Source organism: Pseudomonas sp. AM14(2022) (assembly GCF_036346455.1).
GTDB lineage: Bacteria > Pseudomonadota > Gammaproteobacteria > Pseudomonadales > Pseudomonadaceae > Aquipseudomonas > Aquipseudomonas putida_A.
In genome coordinates this window covers 365,482-384,320 of the sequence record NZ_JAOTNY010000004.1, presented here as the reverse complement: position 1 = coordinate 384,320, position 18,839 = coordinate 365,482, and the positions used below count along the sequence as shown (strand labels likewise).

General features: G+C 52.3%; 25 protein-coding genes, 1 tRNA gene and 1 pseudogene. 7 read left to right on the top strand and 20 right to left on the bottom strand.

Annotated features, from left to right (window positions below; translation table 11 throughout):
- Positions 1 to 135: 135 nt before the first annotated feature.
- Positions 136 to 462 (bottom strand): Arc family DNA-binding protein, encoded by a 327-nt coding sequence (locus V3W27_RS11290; RefSeq protein WP_003178899.1) that lies wholly within the window; start codon positions 460 to 462, stop codon positions 136 to 138.
- Between the two features lie 388 nt (positions 463 to 850).
- Here V3W27_RS11290 and phnN point away from each other — a divergent pair, with 388 nt between their 5' ends.
- Positions 851 to 1,420 (top strand): phosphonate metabolism protein/1,5-bisphosphokinase (PRPP-forming) PhnN, encoded by a 570-nt coding sequence (gene phnN, locus V3W27_RS11285; RefSeq protein ID WP_330206611.1) that lies wholly within the window; start codon positions 851 to 853, stop codon positions 1,418 to 1,420.
- Here the strand turns inward: phnN and V3W27_RS11280 are convergent.
- The gene (locus V3W27_RS11280) at positions 1,395 to 1,574 is read right to left on the bottom strand and encodes a PA3371 family protein (RefSeq protein ID WP_027612267.1); all 180 of its coding nucleotides are present in this window, start codon (positions 1,572 to 1,574) and stop codon (positions 1,395 to 1,397) included. The genes phnN and V3W27_RS11280 overlap by 26 nt on opposite strands.
- A 20-nt stretch (positions 1,575 to 1,594) precedes the next feature.
- Positions 1,595 to 1,825, bottom strand: coding sequence for a hypothetical protein (locus V3W27_RS11275; RefSeq protein ID WP_027612268.1), 231 nt, complete (start codon positions 1,823 to 1,825; stop codon positions 1,595 to 1,597).
- Positions 1,826 to 2,119: 294 nt separating this feature from the next.
- Between V3W27_RS11275 and V3W27_RS11270 the strand changes: the two genes are divergently transcribed.
- From V3W27_RS11270 to V3W27_RS11260, 3 genes are all read left to right on the top strand, one after another.
- A tRNA-Arg gene (locus V3W27_RS11270) sits at positions 2,120 to 2,196 on the top strand.
- 189 nt (positions 2,197 to 2,385) lie between these two features.
- Entirely contained in the window at positions 2,386 to 2,916 is a 531-nt protein-coding gene (locus tag V3W27_RS11265) for a hypothetical protein (protein WP_330206610.1), read from the top strand.
- Complete coding sequence (locus V3W27_RS11260; RefSeq protein WP_330206609.1) at positions 2,913 to 3,266, top strand: hypothetical protein; 354 nt, start codon at positions 2,913 to 2,915, stop codon at positions 3,264 to 3,266. Before V3W27_RS11265 ends, V3W27_RS11260 begins: the two co-directional genes overlap by 4 nt.
- Before the next feature lie 20 nt (positions 3,267 to 3,286).
- Here V3W27_RS11260 and V3W27_RS11255 read toward each other — a convergent pair whose 3' ends face one another.
- The 10 genes from V3W27_RS11255 to V3W27_RS11210 all read right to left on the bottom strand — a co-directional run bounded on the left by V3W27_RS11255 (position 3,287) and on the right by V3W27_RS11210 (position 9,021).
- Positions 3,287 to 3,520: a hypothetical protein gene (locus tag V3W27_RS11255; RefSeq protein WP_330206608.1), complete on the bottom strand. Its 234-nt coding sequence runs from the start codon at positions 3,518 to 3,520 to the stop codon at positions 3,287 to 3,289.
- 65 nt (positions 3,521 to 3,585) lie between these two features.
- The gene (locus tag V3W27_RS11250; RefSeq protein ID WP_330206607.1) at positions 3,586 to 4,173 is read right to left on the bottom strand and encodes a tail assembly protein; all 588 of its coding nucleotides are present in this window, start codon (positions 4,171 to 4,173) and stop codon (positions 3,586 to 3,588) included.
- A gap of 10 nt (positions 4,174 to 4,183) precedes the next feature.
- Positions 4,184 to 4,531 carry a hypothetical protein gene (locus V3W27_RS11245; RefSeq protein ID WP_330206606.1) on the bottom strand — a complete coding sequence of 116 codons (348 nt, stop codon included), beginning with the start codon at positions 4,529 to 4,531 and terminating at the stop codon, positions 4,184 to 4,186.
- Positions 4,532 to 4,692: 161 nt separating this feature from the next.
- Complete coding sequence (locus V3W27_RS11240) at positions 4,693 to 5,883, bottom strand: phage major capsid protein (RefSeq protein WP_330206605.1); 1,191 nt, start codon at positions 5,881 to 5,883, stop codon at positions 4,693 to 4,695.
- A 420-nt stretch (positions 5,884 to 6,303) separates the two neighbouring features.
- On the bottom strand, positions 6,304 to 6,552 hold the full coding sequence (locus V3W27_RS11235) for a hypothetical protein (RefSeq protein ID WP_330206604.1): 249 nt from the start codon (positions 6,550 to 6,552) through the stop codon (positions 6,304 to 6,306).
- A gap of 910 nt (positions 6,553 to 7,462) precedes the next feature.
- Positions 7,463 to 7,867 (bottom strand): helix-turn-helix domain-containing protein, encoded by a 405-nt coding sequence (locus V3W27_RS11230; protein ID WP_330206603.1) that lies wholly within the window; start codon positions 7,865 to 7,867, stop codon positions 7,463 to 7,465.
- Between the two features lie 65 nt (positions 7,868 to 7,932).
- A complete protein-coding gene (locus V3W27_RS11225; protein WP_330206602.1) occupies positions 7,933 to 8,187 on the bottom strand; it encodes a helix-turn-helix domain-containing protein in 255 nt (84 codons plus the stop codon).
- A complete protein-coding gene (locus V3W27_RS11220; RefSeq protein WP_330206601.1) occupies positions 8,184 to 8,507 on the bottom strand; it encodes a hypothetical protein in 324 nt (107 codons plus the stop codon). The genes V3W27_RS11225 and V3W27_RS11220 overlap by 4 nt, the downstream gene beginning before the upstream one ends.
- A complete protein-coding gene (locus V3W27_RS11215; RefSeq protein WP_330206600.1) occupies positions 8,504 to 8,806 on the bottom strand; it encodes a hypothetical protein in 303 nt (100 codons plus the stop codon). Before V3W27_RS11215 ends, V3W27_RS11220 begins: the two co-directional genes overlap by 4 nt.
- Positions 8,803 to 9,021: a helix-turn-helix domain-containing protein gene (locus tag V3W27_RS11210; protein WP_330206599.1), complete on the bottom strand. Its 219-nt coding sequence runs from the start codon at positions 9,019 to 9,021 to the stop codon at positions 8,803 to 8,805. The genes V3W27_RS11215 and V3W27_RS11210 overlap by 4 nt, the downstream gene beginning before the upstream one ends.
- A 172-nt stretch (positions 9,022 to 9,193) precedes the next feature.
- On the opposite strand from V3W27_RS11210, the gene V3W27_RS11205 reads away from it, so the two are divergent.
- The gene (locus V3W27_RS11205) at positions 9,194 to 9,745 is read left to right on the top strand and encodes a hypothetical protein (protein ID WP_330206598.1); all 552 of its coding nucleotides are present in this window, start codon (positions 9,194 to 9,196) and stop codon (positions 9,743 to 9,745) included.
- On the opposite strand, the gene V3W27_RS11200 is transcribed toward V3W27_RS11205, so the two are convergent.
- Entirely contained in the window at positions 9,746 to 10,960 is a 1,215-nt protein-coding gene (locus tag V3W27_RS11200; RefSeq protein WP_330206597.1) for a site-specific integrase, read from the bottom strand.
- A 324-nt stretch (positions 10,961 to 11,284) separates the two neighbouring features.
- Here V3W27_RS11200 and V3W27_RS11195 point away from each other — a divergent pair, with 324 nt between their 5' ends.
- A complete protein-coding gene (locus tag V3W27_RS11195; protein ID WP_330206596.1) occupies positions 11,285 to 12,103 on the top strand; it encodes a hypothetical protein in 819 nt (272 codons plus the stop codon).
- Here V3W27_RS11195 and V3W27_RS11190 read toward each other — a convergent pair whose 3' ends face one another.
- The 5 genes and pseudogenes from V3W27_RS11190 to V3W27_RS11170 form a co-directional block, all read right to left on the bottom strand.
- On the bottom strand, positions 12,104 to 12,718 hold the full coding sequence (locus V3W27_RS11190) for a recombinase family protein (protein ID WP_330206595.1): 615 nt from the start codon (positions 12,716 to 12,718) through the stop codon (positions 12,104 to 12,106).
- A 161-nt stretch (positions 12,719 to 12,879) separates the two neighbouring features.
- Positions 12,880 to 13,296: a hypothetical protein gene (locus V3W27_RS11185; protein WP_330206594.1), complete on the bottom strand. Its 417-nt coding sequence runs from the start codon at positions 13,294 to 13,296 to the stop codon at positions 12,880 to 12,882.
- Complete coding sequence (locus V3W27_RS11180; RefSeq protein ID WP_330206593.1) at positions 13,293 to 14,138, bottom strand: GAF domain-containing protein; 846 nt, start codon at positions 14,136 to 14,138, stop codon at positions 13,293 to 13,295. Before V3W27_RS11180 ends, V3W27_RS11185 begins: the two co-directional genes overlap by 4 nt.
- Positions 14,139 to 14,320: 182 nt before the next feature.
- A pseudogene (locus V3W27_RS11175) lies at positions 14,321 to 14,491 on the bottom strand (tail assembly protein); the annotation flags it as partial.
- Positions 14,492 to 15,070: 579 nt separating this feature from the next.
- A complete protein-coding gene (locus V3W27_RS11170) occupies positions 15,071 to 16,549 on the bottom strand; it encodes a PIN-like domain-containing protein (RefSeq protein WP_330206592.1) in 1,479 nt (492 codons plus the stop codon).
- Positions 16,550 to 17,052: 503 nt separating this feature from the next.
- Between V3W27_RS11170 and V3W27_RS11165 the strand changes: the two genes are divergently transcribed.
- Positions 17,053 to 17,910, top strand: a complete 858-nt coding sequence (locus tag V3W27_RS11165) for a restriction endonuclease (protein WP_330206591.1) — start codon at positions 17,053 to 17,055, stop codon at positions 17,908 to 17,910.
- Between the two features lie 127 nt (positions 17,911 to 18,037).
- Here V3W27_RS11165 and V3W27_RS11160 read toward each other — a convergent pair whose 3' ends face one another.
- Positions 18,038 to 18,700, bottom strand: coding sequence for a DUF4145 domain-containing protein (locus V3W27_RS11160; RefSeq protein ID WP_330206590.1), 663 nt, complete (start codon positions 18,698 to 18,700; stop codon positions 18,038 to 18,040).
- Between the last annotated feature and the right edge of the window lie 139 nt (positions 18,701 to 18,839).

Here is an 18,839-nt window from a genome sequence, read left to right as displayed (position 1 = left end):
ACCCCGGAAGAGGGCCTGCTGCGCAGTCCGTCGGGGATAAATCCCCTCACCACAAAGTCTGCCTTGGATTGTCGTGATTAAAATCCGGGTAAAAAAAAGCCAGCACTTAAGCTGGCTTGAGATGTTCGATGTAGCTCAGGACGCGTCTGCGGCCATCTCGGCGTCGTGAGCGATCAGCGACACCAGTGCGTTCTGTTGACGGTGTGACAGCTGACGGAAGCGTTGCAGCAGCTCACGCTCGTGCAGCGAAAGCTCCGGGCTGTCCAGGCGCATGCTCAGCTCTTCGCCCAGTGCGCCTTCCTGAATAAGACTCTGCTCAAGGCGCGCAATGATTTCGGAGTTCATGCTGCGATGATGATTGCGAGCCACCTCGGCAATGCGTTCACGCATCCCGTCTGGCAGACGTACGACGAACTTGTCAGCCGTACGGCTGGAATAAATTGCCTGTTTCAATGGGCGCATATATTTAACCGGTTAGTTCAGGGGAGCGGTTCTCGGGATTGGCCGCAGGATGTGTGGTAGGACAAGCATCCGCGCCAAATGGTTCAACCTGAATTGTTAAGAGGCGCGCATCATGCCTCAAAATTGCCAGATCATTGGCGTCAATTCTGTGACAAATATTGAGCTGGGTAAAGGCGTAATGCCAGCACCAATTATCAGAAATGCGGACTGGTTGGAAAACTTTGCCTTGGTCCGCATCAATGACCGCTTCCGGGTGCACATCTGTTGATGTCCGAAGACGTCAGAACGTGCATGCTATGCGGCTTTCAATCCTTGTTCCTTACCTGTACAGGATAGTGGCAATTTGCCGATTTACTAGGGCAAACACCCGTTGGAGGGCGTTTTCAGGATGGATGGCAGGCTTATTTATCTGATGGGACCCTCCGGTTCAGGCAAGGACAGCCTGATCGAGGCCGCGCGTGAGCCTTTGCGCGAGTTGAACTGCGAAGTCATGCGTCGAGTAATTACCCGATCCGCGGAATCGGTGGGTGAGGACGCCATCGGCGTGACGCCCGAAGAGTTCGAGCGACGCCAGCAAGCCGGGGATTTCGCGCTGGCCTGGCAGGCCAATGGGCTGGCTTATGGCATCCCGGCAGAAATGGACGAGCGGTTACGCGCTGGGCGATCCGTGGTGGTGAACGGCTCACGCGCTAACCTGCGTCAGGCGCTTGAGCGCTATCCAAGCCTGCTGCCGGTGCTGCTGACGGTCAAGGATGAGGTGTTGCGTGAGCGCCTGCTCAGACGAGGGCGGGAGACGCCTGAGCAGATCGATGCAAGGCTGGCGCGCAATGCGCTGTTCAAGGACAGAAGAGCAACTGACTTGCCCGTGCATCTGATCGACAACTCGGGCGACCTGGCGGACGCCGTCAAGCAACTGCTGGGCTTGATCCGTCTTAACGCAGCACCGGATCAAACTTGATCCTGCGCCCGGCCACCAGGGCCAGCACAAACAACACCGCAAACACGCCGCAGCCAATCAGGGGCAGGGTGACTGAGGTTTCCTCGAACAGCGAAAAATGCACAACGCCACTCAATAAGGCGAGGATCAGAAATCCTGCGGCTGATCTGGACATGCTGTACTCCTGAAGATATTTCAAAAAACCAGACGTTCGGTGTCGCGCGTCGGCATTGCTTGCTCAGGCTCATTGACTGCCTGCGCCGCGTAGTCGCTCTGATCGCTCAGCACCGCCAACTGCGGCGCTTTCTGCACCTGCAAATAATGCGGCATACGCTGAGCTACCGGTTCAGCACTCTCTGGAACAAAATGAAAGCCAACCAAAACCGCCAGTGCGATAGCGTTTGCGAGCAGGAGAGTGCTGTTCATGGGGCGGACTCCGTTTGTGCTGTTGTGAGAACAGACAAAGCAGCCGTCGTGCCAACAGTCTAACTGCTGTTAAGTCCTTTAAAAACAAGGATTTGCAAGGTTTTTTCATAAGGCGCGGGTTGCAATCTGCAATGATGGCTTTTTGAGGTAGTGCAAATTGCACGGTAAATGTTCTCGCAACCTTGCAGGGCGCCTGCCTACACTTAAAAAGCCCACGGACGACATGACAAATCAAGGGCTGGCCGTTAACATGCACGCCGTCCGTCGCGCCGAGTCCAGCCGCGACAACTCAGTGTCTCAGTAGCTCAATTGGATAGAGCATCCCCCTCCTAAGGGGAAGGTTGGCAGTTCGAACCTGCCCTGGGACACCATATTTATCTGGTTTTGAGGCAGTTGTGGGTTTTCGCTTTTAATTCGTACCAGCAAGGTACCAGCGAATATCTCGGTAGCTTCAGCCCAAAGACAGCGGCCGGCGTCAGTACTACAACCTACGATCCGATCGGGAGCGAGTTTGTAAACGCCAATTAGGTAAAGAACGCTCCAAAAAAGCGGGGAAAAGAATGGATTTTGCCCAGTTTAATCATTTTTTGGAGGTCAATCGCATTGGCGATTATGCAGGCTTGGTCGGCTTGCTTATTTCTTTCGTCGGTTTCTTCTTCACTATTAAGACATCTCTTAAAACGAGAGCGGCCGCTGCTCAGGCCTCTGCTGCTGTAGAAAGCATGAGAGGGGATCTCCGGAGGAGAGACACCGTGGGCGATTTTTCAAGCGCGCTCGCTGTCATGGATGAAATTAAGCGTATGCATCGGTCGGCCAATCTTCATTTATTGCCGGATAGATATTCCCAGCTAGGAAGAATTCTAATAAGTATCCGCTCGTCGAATCCGCTGCTAGGCGACGCCGATCAAAGGGCGATACAAAATGCCATTGTCCAATTTGCAGCGTCTGAGCGATTAGTAGAGAAGGCAATTGAAACCGATGGCGTGGTGTCCGCTGCCAGAATGAACTCCCTAGTTTCCAAGCATTCAGAGGCAATACAAGAGCTTCTGGTCCGGGTAAAATCTGAGACTCTCAAGGGCGACCAATCATGAGCTACCCAAAAATCGCTAAGCTGATAGAGACATTATTGTCTCAGACCGAATCTGGTGCGCTGCCGTGGGCGCAAACTGAAAAGTCGGACATGTTTCAAGCGTCTTTCCCGAGATATTCAATTCGGATCTACCCTCAACGTAGTCACAATTCTCTTGAGCCTGATTATGTTTTGCAGATCCTCAACGATCTTGGGGATATTGTTGAAGAGGTATCTGACCCAGACCTTCAATCGGTACTAGAAACCCCATTTCTCGTAATGAGGAATCTTTACGAGGGGGCCCGGCGGAGCGCCATGGGTGTTGAGAATGCTTTAGATGAAATATTGGATTTCCTCGATCCTCTTGCTTGAACCGAATCGGGGGAGAGGAGCTAGTCCAAGGAAAGCATTTTGGCCAACAATGGATCGTTTGAACTCATCACCGCAGCCTGCAGGTCGACGAAGTACATACCGCCAGTGATCTCTCCAACGATCTCACCGTCCTCAATCCACTTTTTCAACTGTTGAAGGCTGGGTTTATTCCCCGCATACCTCAGCTTTCGATACTCGCCGACCTCCATCAATCGAGGCAGTCGCACGGTTACTTGCGTGACAATCTTGGTCATAGAGGCGCCATCTACCTGTTTGGATCTTGAGCCTATCGCAAGTCCTAGGCACAGCTCCAGCGGGCCTAAATCTTGTCTTCCGCCAGGATCGAGGCCGAGATGATCATCCCACCCCACCGGCGCTCACCGATGCAGATCGGCACCGGGTTGCCGCTAGACGTGGTGTTCTTGGCACTACCGAAGGCATAGGACGGCGCGTTTTCTGGAGATGCGCTTTGCTTCAAGCCCGGCACTTGCGGGCTGAGCATCTGAATCACCCCGCCAGCCGCCAGCGCAATACCCGGCGCTAGTGTCGCGCCGTTCGTGATTGAGCTCGCAGCAGTCAGGACTACACCGAGGACTGTCTGCAGCAAGCCGGCACGCTTGCTGCCCGATACTACCGGCACGATCTTCAGCGTCTTGATGCCGCCCAGGTCAAAGTCCTTCTCTCCCACGTTTTTGCCATTGCGGACGATAGCGAACCTCATACCCGGTCTGGCGAGGCGCGCAATCTCCTCGGTGAATCCGTCGACTGTCGCCCTCAACGCCTTGAACACCTCCCAGGTGCTGCCGGTTTCGAGGTGATAATCCTTCTGCCGGAAAAACTTTCTCCCGAGGATGCTGCTGAGCTGAATGGTCGTCATGCGGTTGTAGTGCGCTGCTGTTGCGGCCATGGTCTGGCTCCTACGTGTTTGAGGCCGGCGCGGGTACGCCGAGGCGGATTGCGAGAAGCGATCTCGACACAAGTGCTTGGTCGAAAGTGAGCTGCTCACGCTGCGGGGTGTAGTTCCAGATTCGGTCGTAGATCGCCTGGTAAGCCCGGGCGCCGCGGAATGTACCTCGCAATAAGTCAGCGGAAACGCGCGCCTCTTCTTCGGTGAAATATGGCCCGTCGATGGTCACCTTTTCACCATCACGAACGTGTTGAACATCCCAAACCACATAGCCCGAGTCTGGACCTTGCGAGAGGGCGTGCGACTGGAAGCGATGCACCTTGCAAGCCTCGGCGAAACGCTCTTGGTGGGTAGTCATTGCAAACCTCAATTTTGGAAATCTAATTTTGACGGCGCGAAAAAAGCCTTCGGGCGCGGTCGAGAAGCGAAAGTGCCCAGACTTCTGACCCACCCCTCCCGGATCGTAAAAAAGGCCCGCTCCGAGCTGTCGGGCGAGCCTTTTCATGCTCCCTGATCTGATCAGCCACCAGCCGGTGGGGTGATATCTACGGACCGCACTGCACCAGTGGAGAAGACTGCCAAGCCGGCGCGCAGCTCTGCCAGCAAGGTGACCATGTTGCTGGTGAAGTTGTTGCCGTCTTCACGGCTGAGCATCAGCGTAGGCTGCTCGCGGTCGAGCATGGCCACCTGCGACGTATCCAGGAGAAGGACGGTGCCGGCCGGCATCGAGCCGGAAGTGATCAGCGGCACGCCCCACAGAACTGGCGGCGCTGGATCTCGTGGAGAGCCCAGCACATATTGACCATCAGCATCGCGTTCGCTGGAGATATTGAACCAGTCGTTTGGGTTCATGATGATCAGGCGGGCTTGCCAGCCGCTGGTCTTCATGGCGGTGACCGCCTGACCAATTGCGTCCACGGGCAGAAGGGTGCCGACGACAGTGTGCGGCACTGCATAACCGAGCAAGCCTTTGATCTTACCCTTACCGCCGGGGCCGGCGATCAAACGGGCCTCAAGCTTTTCCAGCAGACCGTAGTCCAGCAGGTTGCCGATCTGCTGGCCCAGGGCTGGGGTGTCGTCCAGCACTTGCTTCGAGGCCCGAGTCCAGTGGGCCACGGTGGCGATATTGGCAGTTTCCAGCTCGGCGTCGATCTTGCTTTCTGCCTTCTGCTGGCCTTCTTCTTCCTGCTCCGTGGCGTTGTTCACGTAGTCCTTTAGCTGCATATACTCGAAGGTGCTGGAAGTTGCGGGCAGGGAAGGCAAGTAGTCCAGAAGGGAGAGATCCCGGCGGGGATCGTTATGCAGGCCTGGCTGACGCTGGGCGGTGGCGGAGTAGCTGGTAGAACCGGTGACACCCTGGCCGGCGTTGGTCAGCGCTTTGATGCTGACACTATCGACAGTGACCCGGCCAGTGGTCGGGCCACCAGACTTCATAGCGGCGAACTGGCCCGACTTCGTGAACTCCTCGGCCATCTTCCCGACTGCGTCATCACCACCGGCTGTCGCGTTGCTGCCACGGCGCTGGCCTTTCTGCTCCAGGTCCTGCAGGCGGTCTTTGAGGGCGGTGATTTCTTTTACTGCGTTCTCGCTGAAATTCTTGATTTCAACGTCGCGGGACTGAAGCTCTTTGAGGATCACGTCCTCGAGTTGATCGCCACCGCTTTTGGTGTGCAGCTCACGGCGGGCGTTGTTGCTCATAGCATTAAACATGATGATGACCTTTTTTCCGAAATGGGGGACGCGCCTTGTCCACGCTGGGTGCGTGACTCTTGCGCTGTTGCTTGCTTTCGCGTCCCGCCGGACTCGCTCCGGAACTGGCCTCATCTATCACCGCGCAGCCTCGCGCCGTCGATGATTTCAAAGTTGTCGCGCCGGAGGACCAAGGCCCAACCGACAATCCAATTCTACTGGCCCATTCGCTTAACGCAAGCCATATGCGGGCCCGCAGCGGTAAAAGCCTTCGAACAACGTGGTCCGGCACCAGTCCGGTGAATTGAACGGCAAGGGATCTTGGGACACCCATTGATCGAAGGTGCCGCTCAAGGGCTCTCAGCCTGGGAATATCTCGTTTCATGCCCAACTCCTGAATTTTTAATTTCGCGGGTGTGAGAAAACGATTGAGGGCGCGGTCTAGGTCGACAAGTGCCCAGACTTTTGAGCCTCCCCCTGCGGGTCAGGCTCGGCGGGAAGGCCCATCTCCCGGGCGATGGCTTCCGCCGTGATGCCGCGATCCAATGCTCGCTGAGCGTCGCGCACCATTGCTCTGATCGCCTGCTCCTCGAGTCTGATGGCCATGATCGAGGCCTTGCGGGCGATTCCTGCCGCAAGAACTCGAGGGAATGGCGCACGCGGCGGCCGGCTGTAGTCGTTCTGCTTCATTTCAACCTCCACTTTCATTGTTTGTTGAATGGTCGCGCAGCCCTCGCGGCGCGTGGCCTGTAGCGATTTATGCGAATTTCCGAATCAGGCGCCTGTCAGGTCGAGAACACGGAAACCACAGATGCGATCTAACTTTCTATTCCTCGCAGCTGGTGGATTACTGACCGGCCTGCACGCCTTGCACCCCGCGGCCTGTAGCGAAATGCTTAATGCGGCCGATCAACAGCGGGTCATTTTTGATTCTCGGCCCCATCGAGATGCGAGCAGGGTTGCTCACATCTGAGCCCGCCAACATCGCTTTGGGGTGTCGTTTGCGAGAACGACACCCGGGCGTGGAGTAGGTCGGCGCCATCCACTAACGCTGCCTCCGTTACCTTTGCGTTAGTGAGTCCAATTTGGGACGCATCCCTTCTAAGCCGAGCTGCTCACCGGCGCCAAGAGCCCTGGACTGGAAAAGCTCCCCTGGTGCGTCAACTGCACCCCGTCCTTGCAGCGCTTGCACTCCGCGCAGTCCAGCTGCCTGTGCTGCCTGATAGATCAGGTCCTTCCGTACCTCTTCAGCACACGGCCGGCACATACCGATCAATGTCCAAGGAAGCCAATCAGCAACAAGGAAGTGGTAGCCCCCTGCACGCTTGCATTGGCCTGCATAGCCGTGGCTGCAACGCATCTGCTTGTAGGTTTGTGGCGCCATGTAATAAGCCCCGGTGGTGGTAATTTAATAAGGGTGGGATTTTTTCCGTTTACCCACCCCCCTTGGAGGCCCCGGTTTTATTGGGAAGTACTGGGAAAAAATCCCACTACTTAGCCAAGCGTCCATCTCAACGGGACACAACGGGACTGTTTAAGAGCAACGACTAGGAAAAATTCCCAGTACTAGGCGGAAAAAATCCCACCGAAAAACTCGAAATCAGATGAACCGGAATTGCGGTGGCCCCGGCCTTACCTCGAGGTCTTTGCCCGGGCAATCATCGATTGCAGCCCAGGTGATGGCGTACAGCGCACAACGCGCCATCCCATGCTCTCGACCACCCTTCCTGTTCTCCCGTGTGCGCACGATCAGCCCCGCGTCGATGAGCTCGGCCAATGCAGAAGCAAGCGTCTTGGCGTCCATCGGCTTTCCCTTGGCCATCGTCGAAGTCGTGCAGGACAGGTCGCCGTTGTTCCGGCCGTTGTAACCCCTTGCCAGCTTGATCAGCACCGCGATGGCTTTGGGTGATAGGTTGTCGAACGCTGGGTGGACAAGGAGCCGGTAGGGCAGGGCGAGCACCCGCCCGCCGCCGAAGTCGACCTTGTATTTTGTCTTTCTTGCCATTACTCAGCTCGCAGGCTGGCCGAGGGTTTTCCTCAAAGTGACGGAATCCCTCGGCGCTACTCAAATCAGGACGGCTCACTGGCCAGGACATACAAGCCAACCCGGTGCGGCCTTCGGCCGGTTTCGGTGGTTTTGTAGGTCCATTCTGTTTTGATTGAATAGCCGCGATTGCGCAGCCAGCGGACGGTCGACGGGGGATGCACAATATCCAAGCTTTGAGCTGCCTCGATCGTGGAGACCGGACCCGTTCGAAGGGCGACGACCAAGCGCAGGGCCTGGGCTTCTGTACAGTGATTGTCAGCGTTATGAACTTCTGTCACGATTCAACCCTCACGTTGGTGCCATCCAATGTTGTTTCAGCCCGGCGGCGCGCCAACGCTGCCTGGGTTTCTTCTTCAAGTTCGTCTCGAACTACCTTTTTGCTAAGCCATTCGGCTCGATCAGTCAGGCACTCGCTGACCATTTCAAGCCCCCGCAGAAGTCCGTCGATACTGAACCCGTTTAAAAACGGTTTTCCTCCCTCGCTCTCCCTCTCCACCAAGTCGTCTGTGATAAGTCCGGCAACGGTCTTCATGAAGATCCCGGCGTCGTCCATCAGTTTTGCCGTGTTATTCGTGATCGAACGATCTGCGCCGCTCATGAGCCAACCCTCTGGATAGAACGAATATTCCGTGCCGTGCCTGAGGAGCCAAGATGCCTATGGCGCCAGCAGAAGTTCCCGCTGAATATTCGAATCTGCTCAAGGTGGCGTGCGATGTCAGAGGCCACTCCGTTTTCCTCGGTGCACATGGCAGGATCAATGAGGGGGGCGAGAATCTGCACCAGCTTGTCGAATTCCTCCCGGGCAAAATTCATGCTGCGCATCTGATCGCCATCAAGAGTGGCTGTCCGCAAACACTCGGCGCCGGCGAGGGTCGCGACTGGGAGGTTTGTTTTCATCTTGAACTCTCCCTCGCCACGCGGTTAATCCAAATCTCCAGCTCGCGAACTAGGATCAAGCGGCGCTTACCTGTCTTGAATGATTTGAGTTCGCCTCCGGCGATCGCCTTATAAATCCCGCTTCGACTGTGCGCGGTCATCCGTGCTGCTTCATCAGGACCTACGACAAGAGTCGGAGGCAATGTTGGTTCTGTTTTCGAAATTTGCTGTTCCACGTCTTCTCTCCCGCTGGTTGAGGTGTATTGCCAGATATGGCCACCATAGCTGACTCGAAAATGCCGTGTCCACATTTTTCTTACATGTATCGACACGTGGCGAGACACGTTGACAAATGTTGACGCTGTGACATCCTCCACGCACCTCCACACGTAGCTACCGAGAAACCTGATGGCAAAGCCAGCCCCCAACAGAGCCAAAGCTGAAACTCTATCGTTGCGCATATCTCCAAACTTAAAGTTTGGTTTGGAGTTGCTTTCAAGGCTGGAAGAGCGATCTTTGACAACTGAAGTTGAGAAGGCTTTAGGGGAGCTTTTCGACAGGACAACGGTAGATGTAAGCTATTTGGGGACAGGCACAGTTGAGAATAATGGTCGGTTTGAAGAAGTGTGCTTTTCGGAAATTATGACGCTCATTTATTCCATCGACGCACCCACAAGACTGATGCGCACGGCCGTCCTGCTCCCTCGAACATTGACCCAGCGCGAGACGGCATTGCTTGATCTGGCTTATGATGAGGAGCAACTTTTTGGTGATGCTCCTAATTATTTTTCATTAAATATCGGACACGAAGAACTTCTCAACGAATTGATGAGCGAGTATTGCAGATATAATCAGCCTCTTGATTTAAAGGCTCTTAGGCGCAACTGGAAAACGCTAAATGATGCGATAGATTACGCACTTGATCATGGCAGTTATCCAGAAAAAATAATGCTGGTTTAACTACCCGATCAAGTCTACTGCTGCCGCCTTTGTTCCGGGAGCTAAGTGCGCATAGCGAAGGGTCATCTTGATATCCGAGTGGCCCAGCAGATCGCGCACCGTGTTAAGTGGCACGCCAGCCATCACCAGGCGGGAGGCGAAATCGTGGCGCATATCGTGCCAGCGAAAACCCTGGATCTCGGCGCGCTCAAGCAGTTTGAGCCAAGCGCTTTTCACATCCTCCATACGCCCGCCGTCCTGACCGGGGAACACATAGCCCACATCATCGCCCTGTTTTTTCCATTCCTGCAGCGTGGCAAGGGCTTCATTGTTGGTGGGTATGTGCCGTGTTTCGCTAGTCTTGGCCGTGGCGCCTACCACGGTGATTGTCTTGGTAGCGAAATTGACATCCGACCACTTGAGGCTGAACAACTCCCCGCGGCGAACGCCAGTGTTTAGCGCCAGCAGGATCATTGGCTTGAGGTGATCGGTAAACGTCACCGCGCGCAGATCCTCCAGCGGCTGCCGATTGCGTTCCTGGCGCCACTTGTTGGCACTGTCCCTCTCGGCGCGCATCTGTTCCTGGCGGCCATCCAAGGCGCCACGCAGGCGCTCAGCCTCATCCGGCGACAGGTAACGGACCTGGCCCTTTGAATCAACCTTGAGCTGTCTCAGCCGCTCCAGCGGGTGCTCGGCAATCAGCTCCCACTCAGCCGCACGACTGAATACACCGCTGATGGTCCCCATCTTGCGATTTGCGGTCGCCGGCTTGTTCCCGCCGGTAAGCCAGGAGGTGCGCACCAGTTCGAGGTCGCGCCCGGTTATTTCGTTGAGCCGGCGGGCCATGATCGAGGAAAAGTTATTGTCCAGGGTGTGCAGCGTTTTGTCGTAGCCCTTATGGTGGGCTTTGAACCACGGCAAATAGGTGTCGTCGAGGAATTCGCGCAGGGTGGGGGTGGTCGCGTTGCGGCGGTTCTGAGTGACCGCCAGGGGCTCGCCGTGTTCGTGCGCGTCTGCCAGGTAGCGGGCGGCCTCTGTTCTGGCCTGGGCGAGCGTCAGGGTACCAACGCGACCCAGGGACCGCTCGCGGTTGCGCGCCCAGGAAACCATATACGCCATGTGCCCGCTCGGTTGCACCCTGATAAACAGGCCTGGCTGGTCCGTGTCGAAGACGCGGTAGTGCTTCTCCTGGGGGGACAAGCTGTTGATGAGTTTCTGAGTGATCTTGGCTTTCATGTCCGTACCAGCAGGATACCAGCAGAAAGCACAGTATCAGCCAGTATAAGAATACTCAACCAGACACTAGGCCCCAGTATCTGCGGGCTTAGGCCCATTTTCATTGGGCTCAATTTGACCCTCCTAAGGGGAAGGTTGGCAGTTCGAACCTGCCCTGGGACACCATATAAAATAAGGTTTCTAGCTATTTTAGCGTGTTGCGAGGTTTTTCCGTGACAGCAGGGTGGCAGCAATCGCAGATGTAAAGAGCCCTGTTCAGGATTGTGCCTAGCAGGGCTTTTTCGTAACTGTGACCTCATATCAAGGAAAGGTATGGATACGCCAATGAACTTCGCCCTGACGACACTTGCTTCTGCAGGAGTGACCACAGCTCTCTTGGCGGCACTCGGCTGGTTGCTCAGAACCTGGATAGGGGAACGCTTCAAAGCGAGCGTCAAGCATGAATACGATGACCGACTAGAAAGACTAAAAAGTGAGCTGAGGGCGCAGAGCGACTTGGATCTTGCTGCTCTGAAGTCGGAAGTGGATCGACAGGCTGAGAAGCTAAAAATAGCAGCGCTGTCCTTCTCAGACGTCCAAAAGGCCACAATTCCTCGGAAGATTGACGCTGTCGATAATTTGTGGGAAGCCGTTAGACAGGCGCGGAACTATATTCCAGGCGAGCTCTATGTCTGCGACGTGCTCACTGACGACGAGCTAACTGATATGCGTAAGACTGTCCCGCTGAACGACTTGCGTCTGAGGCTGCTGGATATTGACGCAGTAGAATTGTCCACTCGATTGTTTGGAGACGCTGAAAAAATACGTCCTCATGTAGGCGAGTATATCTGGGCGTTGTTTGCGACCTACCATGGTCTCTTGAGCAGAATACTGTTTCTGATTTCTGGTAAAAACGAAGATCGCAGATGGTACAGAGACGAAAATGTTCTGCGTCTGATCGCGTCGGCGTTCGGCCAGAATCGAGTCGATGTATTTCGCTGCCTCCAGTCGAATCGTTATGACTGGTTGAGGAGAGAGTTTGAAGGTCTGCTTTTCGTTGCTTTTGAGCACCTATTGAACGGTAAGGCTTTTAGTGAGGCGGCTCTCCGTCAAGCTCAGGATATGGAGAGCCAGCTTGTACGCGCTAAACAGGACCAAGGCTAGTTAGGATATTGCGTCCCTGATTCTCAAAACGGTAGTTGTCGAGCAATCTGCGTGCCGCGCGGTAGCACGTATACCTAAACCGGCTTTTAGTAACTCTTTAACGCGCTTGTGTAGCTCAGTGTCTACTGGCCGGCCCTGATACTTGCCCTCGGCCTTTGCCTTCTCGATGCCTTGGGCCTGTCGCTCGCGGCGCTGCTCGTAGTCCTTGCGCGCGATTGCCGCCATCATTTCCACCAACATCGAGTTGATGGCACCCAACATCCGGCCGGTGAACTCGTCGCCTTTGGTGTCCTGCATTCCTTGGTGACTGGTCGGCAGATCGAGCGCGACGATGCGCAAGCCTTTGGAGTCGATTGCAGCTTTGAGCTTCTGCCAATCTTCCACAGGAAGGCGTGAGAGGCGGTCTATCGACTCCACCAGCAGGACGTCACCCTTGCGCGCATCTTTGAGCAGGCGCAGCAGTTCAGGCCGATCTGCCGACGCTCCGCTGGCGTTCTCCAGGTACACGCTCGCGATCACCTTGTTATGGTCGGTGGCAAATTGCTCGAGCGATGCCCGGGCGCGGCCGGCGTCCTGCTCTTCGGTCGATGCTCGGAGGTATGCGCGGATGAACATGATGTGCTGTCCGTATCAGTTAAGGTGTTCTACTAATACTGTTGCACTTTGAGTGTCACTTATCAAGGAGATTGCGCAAATAAAGACGAATTTGCGTGTATCAGCTCAGGCATACTCATAACGGACTGATCTGCGTCAGCCCGCTAGGTGAGAGGGGGGGATTAGGCGATATCGTTGGTCATCAACACTCGGCGGATAGCATCTCGATTTCCACCGCTGAATTGTCCAGGCTCATGTCCGATCTTGGATTCAATGTACGAATCCAGATCGCTAATCTCTGGCAAAAGCTCTCTATTTAATTGCATGGAGATTGAATATATTCTTTTGCTTTTGGTCCCAATAGAAATTTCTAAGTCCCCGGGCAATCTGATGTTTTTGAGTGTTTCAGATTGGGATAAATAGCGAAACTCGATGTGAAAAACAAAGTTTTTTGCATCGATATTTTCTCGATTGGATCTATACGCAATTGGTACATCAGATGGTGAAAGCATAAAGTGGGTTTTAGATCCGTTGAACTCTTCATGCTTGCTTGGCTGATTTATATCTTTTTGAGAAATGCTAATCCAACCCGTGCTCATCGCGCTTTCTCCAAAAGTTGACCAACCAATGCTACTGTCAAATCATAATTTAGCACTGAATCTGCAGTCACACCATTCGGGAGTCGACTGTCAAGGACAATCACTCCCCAGATCGTTCCAGAGACCATGATGGGAATGGCCGCAATCGAGCGGGGCATTGGCCGGCGGGCTTTTATATATTTTTCGACCATTTCACGGGTGCTATATGTCGCTTTGGCATAAGTGATGATGTCTCGAGACTTTGGCGTTCCGCTATTGATCGATGGTAAATTTTCCTTAACCACCACTTGATTGCTTGTCCAAGCTTTTGCCGCCACGCTTTCACAGTCATCGCTACTATCGGATGTGTAAAACACGGCTGATGATTTCTGAGAAAGATGGCCGGACCGTAGAACAGGTATTAAGTAGTCGGAGAAAGGTGATTTTGTTCCCCAAGGTTTTAGTATTGAATTTGAACTCCAGTGACGAACGAAAAGACAGTTCTTTTTGTGTTGGAATAGAGTAACTCGATGGTGGTCGGTCGCGTCATCTGGATCTTTAGTGAAAGCCTTACCTTGATATTCATCCAGAATGAATTTAAGTTTTTCCCAAATCCACGGGTCACCGCGTCTGCGGTGGAAATAACTTAGGATAACCAAGGCGCAGATCGTCGCGTAAATTGGTATGGCATATTCCTGCAAGAACTCAACCACTCTTACAACAATTGGTCTGTTTTTTAGCCAGCCCGACTCAACATCTGATCCCGTAGCTACCCCCATTACAGCGGAGGTGAACACTGCCGCTGCATATACCAGTTCGGAGGCTTTATAGATAAGCTTTCTCGTTGCGCCAAATCCCTTCATAGGATCTTCAGTCCTGTAGTGTTCGACGGCTATGCCACCCTCATTGGGTAGTCTTGTGCGTTCAAGCTCAAACAAATCGCGGTGCTTGTGATTGCTATTGCGCCAGCATGTATTGCTTCAGTGTGGCGTAAAATTCGAATTTCATAGCGAAAAATACTCAATTTATTCAATCGCAGGCACTGCTACGACTTGTCCTCCGCATGGATCGATGCGGAGATGATTATGCCGCCCCGCCTGCGCTCGCAGATGCAGATCGGCAAAGGGTTGACGCTGGCGGTTGTGTTCTTAGCACTACCGAAGGCGTAGGACGGAGCATTTTCCGGCGATGAGCTTTGTTTGAGACCGGTAGCCTCGATGGGATTTGAGTTGGCTTCAAACCCACATTAAGAATTATATGATCTTATCCAGTGTTTTTAGGGTGCACCTCAGGTGATACACATAACCGGATTAAACGGAACTGAAATAGTTGGTTTTGGCGGATCGGAAGAGGGATTTTTTGTAGCAGTAAGTCGGGGGAAGGCAAAGTGATACAGCAGCTCAGGCGAACGATTTATCCTCAATCTGAGGTCGGGTGCGGGGGCGTGCACTGGAGAGTGGTGGGACTTCCTCAATTTGAGGAACACTCCCCCAACGGGGAAAGTTGAGCGGCCCAACCCCCATTGGGGGCTGGACCTGCCATCCCATTGCGGTAGGGCAGGTGTAGCGACACGTTTCGCGGGATCTGAAAACGTGTCGCGTACTTGATGATCCAGATTTGGATGAGTCTTCCCCCAGCGGGGAAATACCTCGGATATGAGGGGTTTCGAACTACCGAGAAATCCTCGGCAGTTCGCGGACAGGGCAACGTGAGAAAATCCCACTTTGGTTCGGATGGCTCAAATGTGGGCCATGATCACAATTTCATACGCCTGCTCCAGCCTGCTGTCTGGAGCTTATCTGCCGGCAAAATCGTTGTATTTACCGCTCAGGAAAGGAGCGAAGGTCTCACTCGAATCCTCAATCACACCGATGGCTATCAATAAAGTGTCAGATATACCCTCCACCGGATACTCGTGCAGCAAATCTAATAGTTCATTTATTTCTGATATAGAGCGCACAGAAAATACCATTGTATAAGTCTGCACGGTCCCATCTTTTATGTGTCTGTTAGCTGACTCTGTAATCATCTTTATAGATGATTTAAATATGGCCCGACTGATCGTGAAGGGTCTTGTTTCATATCCGCTTCTGTAGTTGGAGTGCTCGATCAATAAATCAAATTTATCATCCGGGACTGGAGTTCCTCCAAGAGAAAGAATCCAGCTATGCATCATGTTTTTATTAGCTATCGCGTTTGTTAGAAACTCTTTGTAGCTTTCTTTTCGTATAATATTTTCTATTGAGGTGTCACGAACATCTTCTAGTGTAGTCTCTGATATTTCTGTCTTCAAAAAGTCTTGCGCGTATTGCATGAAGCTTTCAGGGTTATACATTATGAAGGTGCTTATGCCACCTATTAAGCTGGCTTCCTCGATTAGTTCTGGTCTAGGTCCAATGGTTTTCGTTCCCTCAAGATTGTACTTAAGCCACCAATCTTCTTTAGCGTCATCTGTTACGAATATAATTTTCGTTTTGTTTTGAGATTTTGCAAAGTCCAGAAGCTGCGTCCAGATTAGGTAGTCCCCATACTTGCGTTTGTACACAATGCCTGAGTGTACGAACTCGTCTGGAGAATCCTCGTCCTTTTTGCTATCCATATAGCCAGGTGGGGTTTTGAATTTGTAACGTTGCTCAGCAGCCTTGAATAGATCATCAACAGTTTTCTGATCGACTGGAGATGGTCCGACACGATTTTCAAAGAGATCCTCAATTCGATTTTTTAGGATGTCTGGTGCGGTTAACTTTTGCTGTGTTTTTTGCGAGTTATCTAGTTGCTCCAGAAATTTTTGGGCTAGGTTGTCAAACTCCACAGTCAAAGAGTCAAAGTCAATCAACGTGTGCCGCTTTGCAAGGTTCAATCTGGCGGCTTCTGCAGCAACGGCGCTCTTGATTTTTTCAATACTTTTTCTTACTTCGGAAAATTTTTTTCCTTGTGTTGTAATTACTGTGAGTCTATTTCTCTGGAATTCCAATGCTACGTGGAATGGTATCCATATTTTTTCAGATAGTTCTTGCAATACTGAAAGTAATTCGTCTCGAGTGTTTTCCTGATAACGATACAGGTTCAACAACACATTAGTGTCGAACACAAAGACTGCTTCTTTCCATGCAGATTTGAAGTCAATCTGTGTCGATGCATCGTATTGTGGAAAGAGTCCCTTCATGTGCCCTCCAGGCGATTGACACCCAAATGCGTGGGTGGCCATTGAAATGGCATCATCTTGCAGGCTTTTCGTACGATTGTCGAAAGGTGCCAGCAGTAAAGATTGCATCCGATCCGCGAAATCAGCCTGACACGGTCAGCTCAGCAATTCCCTTCCTGATAAAGTCTAGGTTCTCGACCAGCGTGGAAAGCGCCCCACGCACGTTCTCAGCTAAACTGACCGAGTCGCACTGTTCCACTCAAGGTCGATTGAACTACATTTTCAGAAAAATCACTGAAGGGTCGTGAATGCTAACCCACTGGATATTCATGTTGTTCATTGGCGGTCAGCCTGCACTGACCGAGCAGAAGGCTTCGGAGACTGACTGCAACCGGGCGCTTGTCCGCATCGTTACGTTGGCCCGTACCTAGGGAAAGGACGCGATAGGTGCTTGCTATCTTCGTGCAACGTCAGATGCTTGAGCCTTCCGTTATAACTGGCACAGTGAGAACACATCGAATTTCTAATGGAGGCAACGGCATACAGCGTGTCGAGAGTCGCTATTTATTTTTGCTGATAATATAAATCGGTCGGGCCATTAACCCAACCAAAAATCTCTAGGAGTTTCTTTGATGTCCGATGGAAGAGATTATGAAATTTTCGTTCAGAATCTTCAGCAAGCTATGTTGGATTCCGAAAAGTTTTCTGATCAAAAAACTATAAAGGTCGAGCGAAATAAAAAAATCATAGATAATTTTGGTGTCGAGCGAGAATTTGATTTGTATTGGGAGTATGAACTCGCTGGTGTTGTGTATAAAACTATTATTGAGTGTAAGGACTATGCGTCAAGAGTGTCGATAGAGAAAATAGATGCTCTGATAGGGAAAATACGCGATATACCGGATTTGAAACCGGTTTTTGCAACTAAGACTGGCTATCAAAGCGGCGCGGAGCAAAAAGCAAAACATAATAGAATCGATTTGCTGATCGTTCGAGAGCAAAGGGATGATGACTGGATTGATAGTGATGGTAATCCACTAGTTCGTGAAATCAATATAAATTTTTGTATAACTCCTTGCCCAAGAATTACCGATTTCAGACCTAAGGTAGATGGTGAGTGGTTAAGGAAAAATCCAGTAGGGGAGGGGGTCAAGCTTGTTTCTTCTGGTTTGAATACTGAAATATTTATCGAGGATGTGTTAGGTGCAGATACGTATTCGCTTTATGAGCTAGCATCCAGATTAGATGCTAAATCAGATGGTAGGTATGGTGACTTAACTCATGCGGAAGCTTTTGAGGAGGCGTATTTGATAACTAATGGGCTTAGATTAAAACTAGTGTCGTACGAAGTCGATTATTGGCGTTCAGAGCCACACAATGATTTAATGCAAATCGACTTTTCAAAAGAATTGATTGGAGTGATTGAATATATACATAAAGGGTCTTCTACGGCGATTTTTAGGGACAAAATTGTGAGGGACTGGAAGTGAGCGGCGGAGGGGTACTAGGTGAGCGTAATGTATTGGAAACAGAATGCATCGGAGAGATGCGGCAGTGCTGCTCGCATCTATCATCCCCTGCATACTCCCATCAAGCGCGTCTCTTAGAGTTGCTTGGTCATTGAAGATTTGTTGTGAGAAAGCGCTCAACGTCATCAATCATGCCCCTTACGTCTGCGGCCGTGAACTCTTCTGGCTTTCCATGGGCTGCACTGTTGCGGATTGCTGCCAAAGCTGTGATCCGTTTTTTCTGACTCGCGTTGTATGCGCCGGCCTTAGCCAGGTCATCGTTCATTTTGTTGAGGCTGCCGTGCTCTAGCTCCAGGGTAGTACACAGATCGCGCAAAGTCGTTTCGAGCACAACTCCAGCAATGACTGCCGCTGCTGTCGCGTATCCCGACTTGAGGAGCTCCTCCGCTTGCTCAAGCTCGTTGGTGAACACCTCTGCCTGTACAAGATTCCGGAAAGAAATGAGGTAGCCGCCTTCGAAATCTTCCTTGGTTGCGTGGAAGACTGCTCTCATACGTTTTAGGCGGCTGCCATTGAACTCCAACCCGAGTTTTTTTTCTGCGTCTATGAACATCTGTAGTTGGCTAGATGCTCCTGCGCCAAGTCGCTCGAAAAGGGATTTTACCTTTACCCCCCAGCTCAGAAGTACTTCGGAATCAAGGTCCTCATAGTCTCTGCCGTCGTAAGGATTGCGTAGAGTGACGACGCCGGTTTGCACAGCTTGTAACTGTTCATCGAGCTCAACAAAGCGCTTCGCGAGTAGTGCCGTCATCTAAATCATACCGCTCCATGTGTGATGGCCGATTTTGGCCTGTGTGACTCGTGGGAGCAAGACGGCTCTCAATGAGCATTCATATGGCTGCAATTATTTTGCACCCCTGCTCTTGCGTCAGCACTAACAGGAGTCTGGT

What these genes read in the sequence shown, in the direction of transcription:
- V3W27_RS11290 (WP_003178899.1), bottom strand. Translation starts at nt 462, where the DNA reads ATGCGCCCATTGAAACAGGCAATTTATTCCAGCCGTACGGCTGACAAG.
- phnN (WP_330206611.1), top strand. Translation starts at nt 851, where the DNA reads ATGGATGGCAGGCTTATTTATCTGATGGGACCCTCCGGTTCAGGCAAG.
- V3W27_RS11280 (WP_027612267.1), bottom strand. Translation starts at nt 1,574, where the DNA reads ATGTCCAGATCAGCCGCAGGATTTCTGATCCTCGCCTTATTGAGTGGC.
- V3W27_RS11275 (WP_027612268.1), bottom strand. Translation starts at nt 1,825, where the DNA reads ATGAACAGCACTCTCCTGCTCGCAAACGCTATCGCACTGGCGGTTTTG.
- V3W27_RS11265 (WP_330206610.1), top strand. Translation starts at nt 2,386, where the DNA reads ATGGATTTTGCCCAGTTTAATCATTTTTTGGAGGTCAATCGCATTGGC.
- V3W27_RS11260 (WP_330206609.1), top strand. Translation starts at nt 2,913, where the DNA reads ATGAGCTACCCAAAAATCGCTAAGCTGATAGAGACATTATTGTCTCAG.
- V3W27_RS11255 (WP_330206608.1), bottom strand. Translation starts at nt 3,520, where the DNA reads ATGACCAAGATTGTCACGCAAGTAACCGTGCGACTGCCTCGATTGATG.
- V3W27_RS11250 (WP_330206607.1), bottom strand. Translation starts at nt 4,173, where the DNA reads ATGGCCGCAACAGCAGCGCACTACAACCGCATGACGACCATTCAGCTC.
- V3W27_RS11245 (WP_330206606.1), bottom strand. Translation starts at nt 4,531, where the DNA reads ATGACTACCCACCAAGAGCGTTTCGCCGAGGCTTGCAAGGTGCATCGC.
- V3W27_RS11240 (WP_330206605.1), bottom strand. Translation starts at nt 5,883, where the DNA reads ATGTTTAATGCTATGAGCAACAACGCCCGCCGTGAGCTGCACACCAAA.
- V3W27_RS11235 (WP_330206604.1), bottom strand. Translation starts at nt 6,552, where the DNA reads ATGAAGCAGAACGACTACAGCCGGCCGCCGCGTGCGCCATTCCCTCGA.
- V3W27_RS11230 (WP_330206603.1), bottom strand. Translation starts at nt 7,867, where the DNA reads ATGGCAAGAAAGACAAAATACAAGGTCGACTTCGGCGGCGGGCGGGTG.
- V3W27_RS11220 (WP_330206601.1), bottom strand. Translation starts at nt 8,507, where the DNA reads ATGAGCGGCGCAGATCGTTCGATCACGAATAACACGGCAAAACTGATG.
- V3W27_RS11215 (WP_330206600.1), bottom strand. Translation starts at nt 8,806, where the DNA reads ATGAAAACAAACCTCCCAGTCGCGACCCTCGCCGGCGCCGAGTGTTTG.
- V3W27_RS11205 (WP_330206598.1), top strand. Translation starts at nt 9,194, where the DNA reads ATGGCAAAGCCAGCCCCCAACAGAGCCAAAGCTGAAACTCTATCGTTG.
- V3W27_RS11200 (WP_330206597.1), bottom strand. Translation starts at nt 10,960, where the DNA reads ATGAAAGCCAAGATCACTCAGAAACTCATCAACAGCTTGTCCCCCCAG.
- V3W27_RS11195 (WP_330206596.1), top strand. Translation starts at nt 11,285, where the DNA reads ATGAACTTCGCCCTGACGACACTTGCTTCTGCAGGAGTGACCACAGCT.
- V3W27_RS11190 (WP_330206595.1), bottom strand. Translation starts at nt 12,718, where the DNA reads ATGTTCATCCGCGCATACCTCCGAGCATCGACCGAAGAGCAGGACGCC.
- V3W27_RS11185 (WP_330206594.1), bottom strand. Translation starts at nt 13,296, where the DNA reads ATGAGCACGGGTTGGATTAGCATTTCTCAAAAAGATATAAATCAGCCA.
- V3W27_RS11180 (WP_330206593.1), bottom strand. Translation starts at nt 14,138, where the DNA reads ATGAAGGGATTTGGCGCAACGAGAAAGCTTATCTATAAAGCCTCCGAA.
- V3W27_RS11170 (WP_330206592.1), bottom strand. Translation starts at nt 16,549, where the DNA reads ATGCAATCTTTACTGCTGGCACCTTTCGACAATCGTACGAAAAGCCTG.
- V3W27_RS11165 (WP_330206591.1), top strand. Translation starts at nt 17,053, where the DNA reads ATGTCCGATGGAAGAGATTATGAAATTTTCGTTCAGAATCTTCAGCAA.
- V3W27_RS11160 (WP_330206590.1), bottom strand. Translation starts at nt 18,700, where the DNA reads ATGACGGCACTACTCGCGAAGCGCTTTGTTGAGCTCGATGAACAGTTA.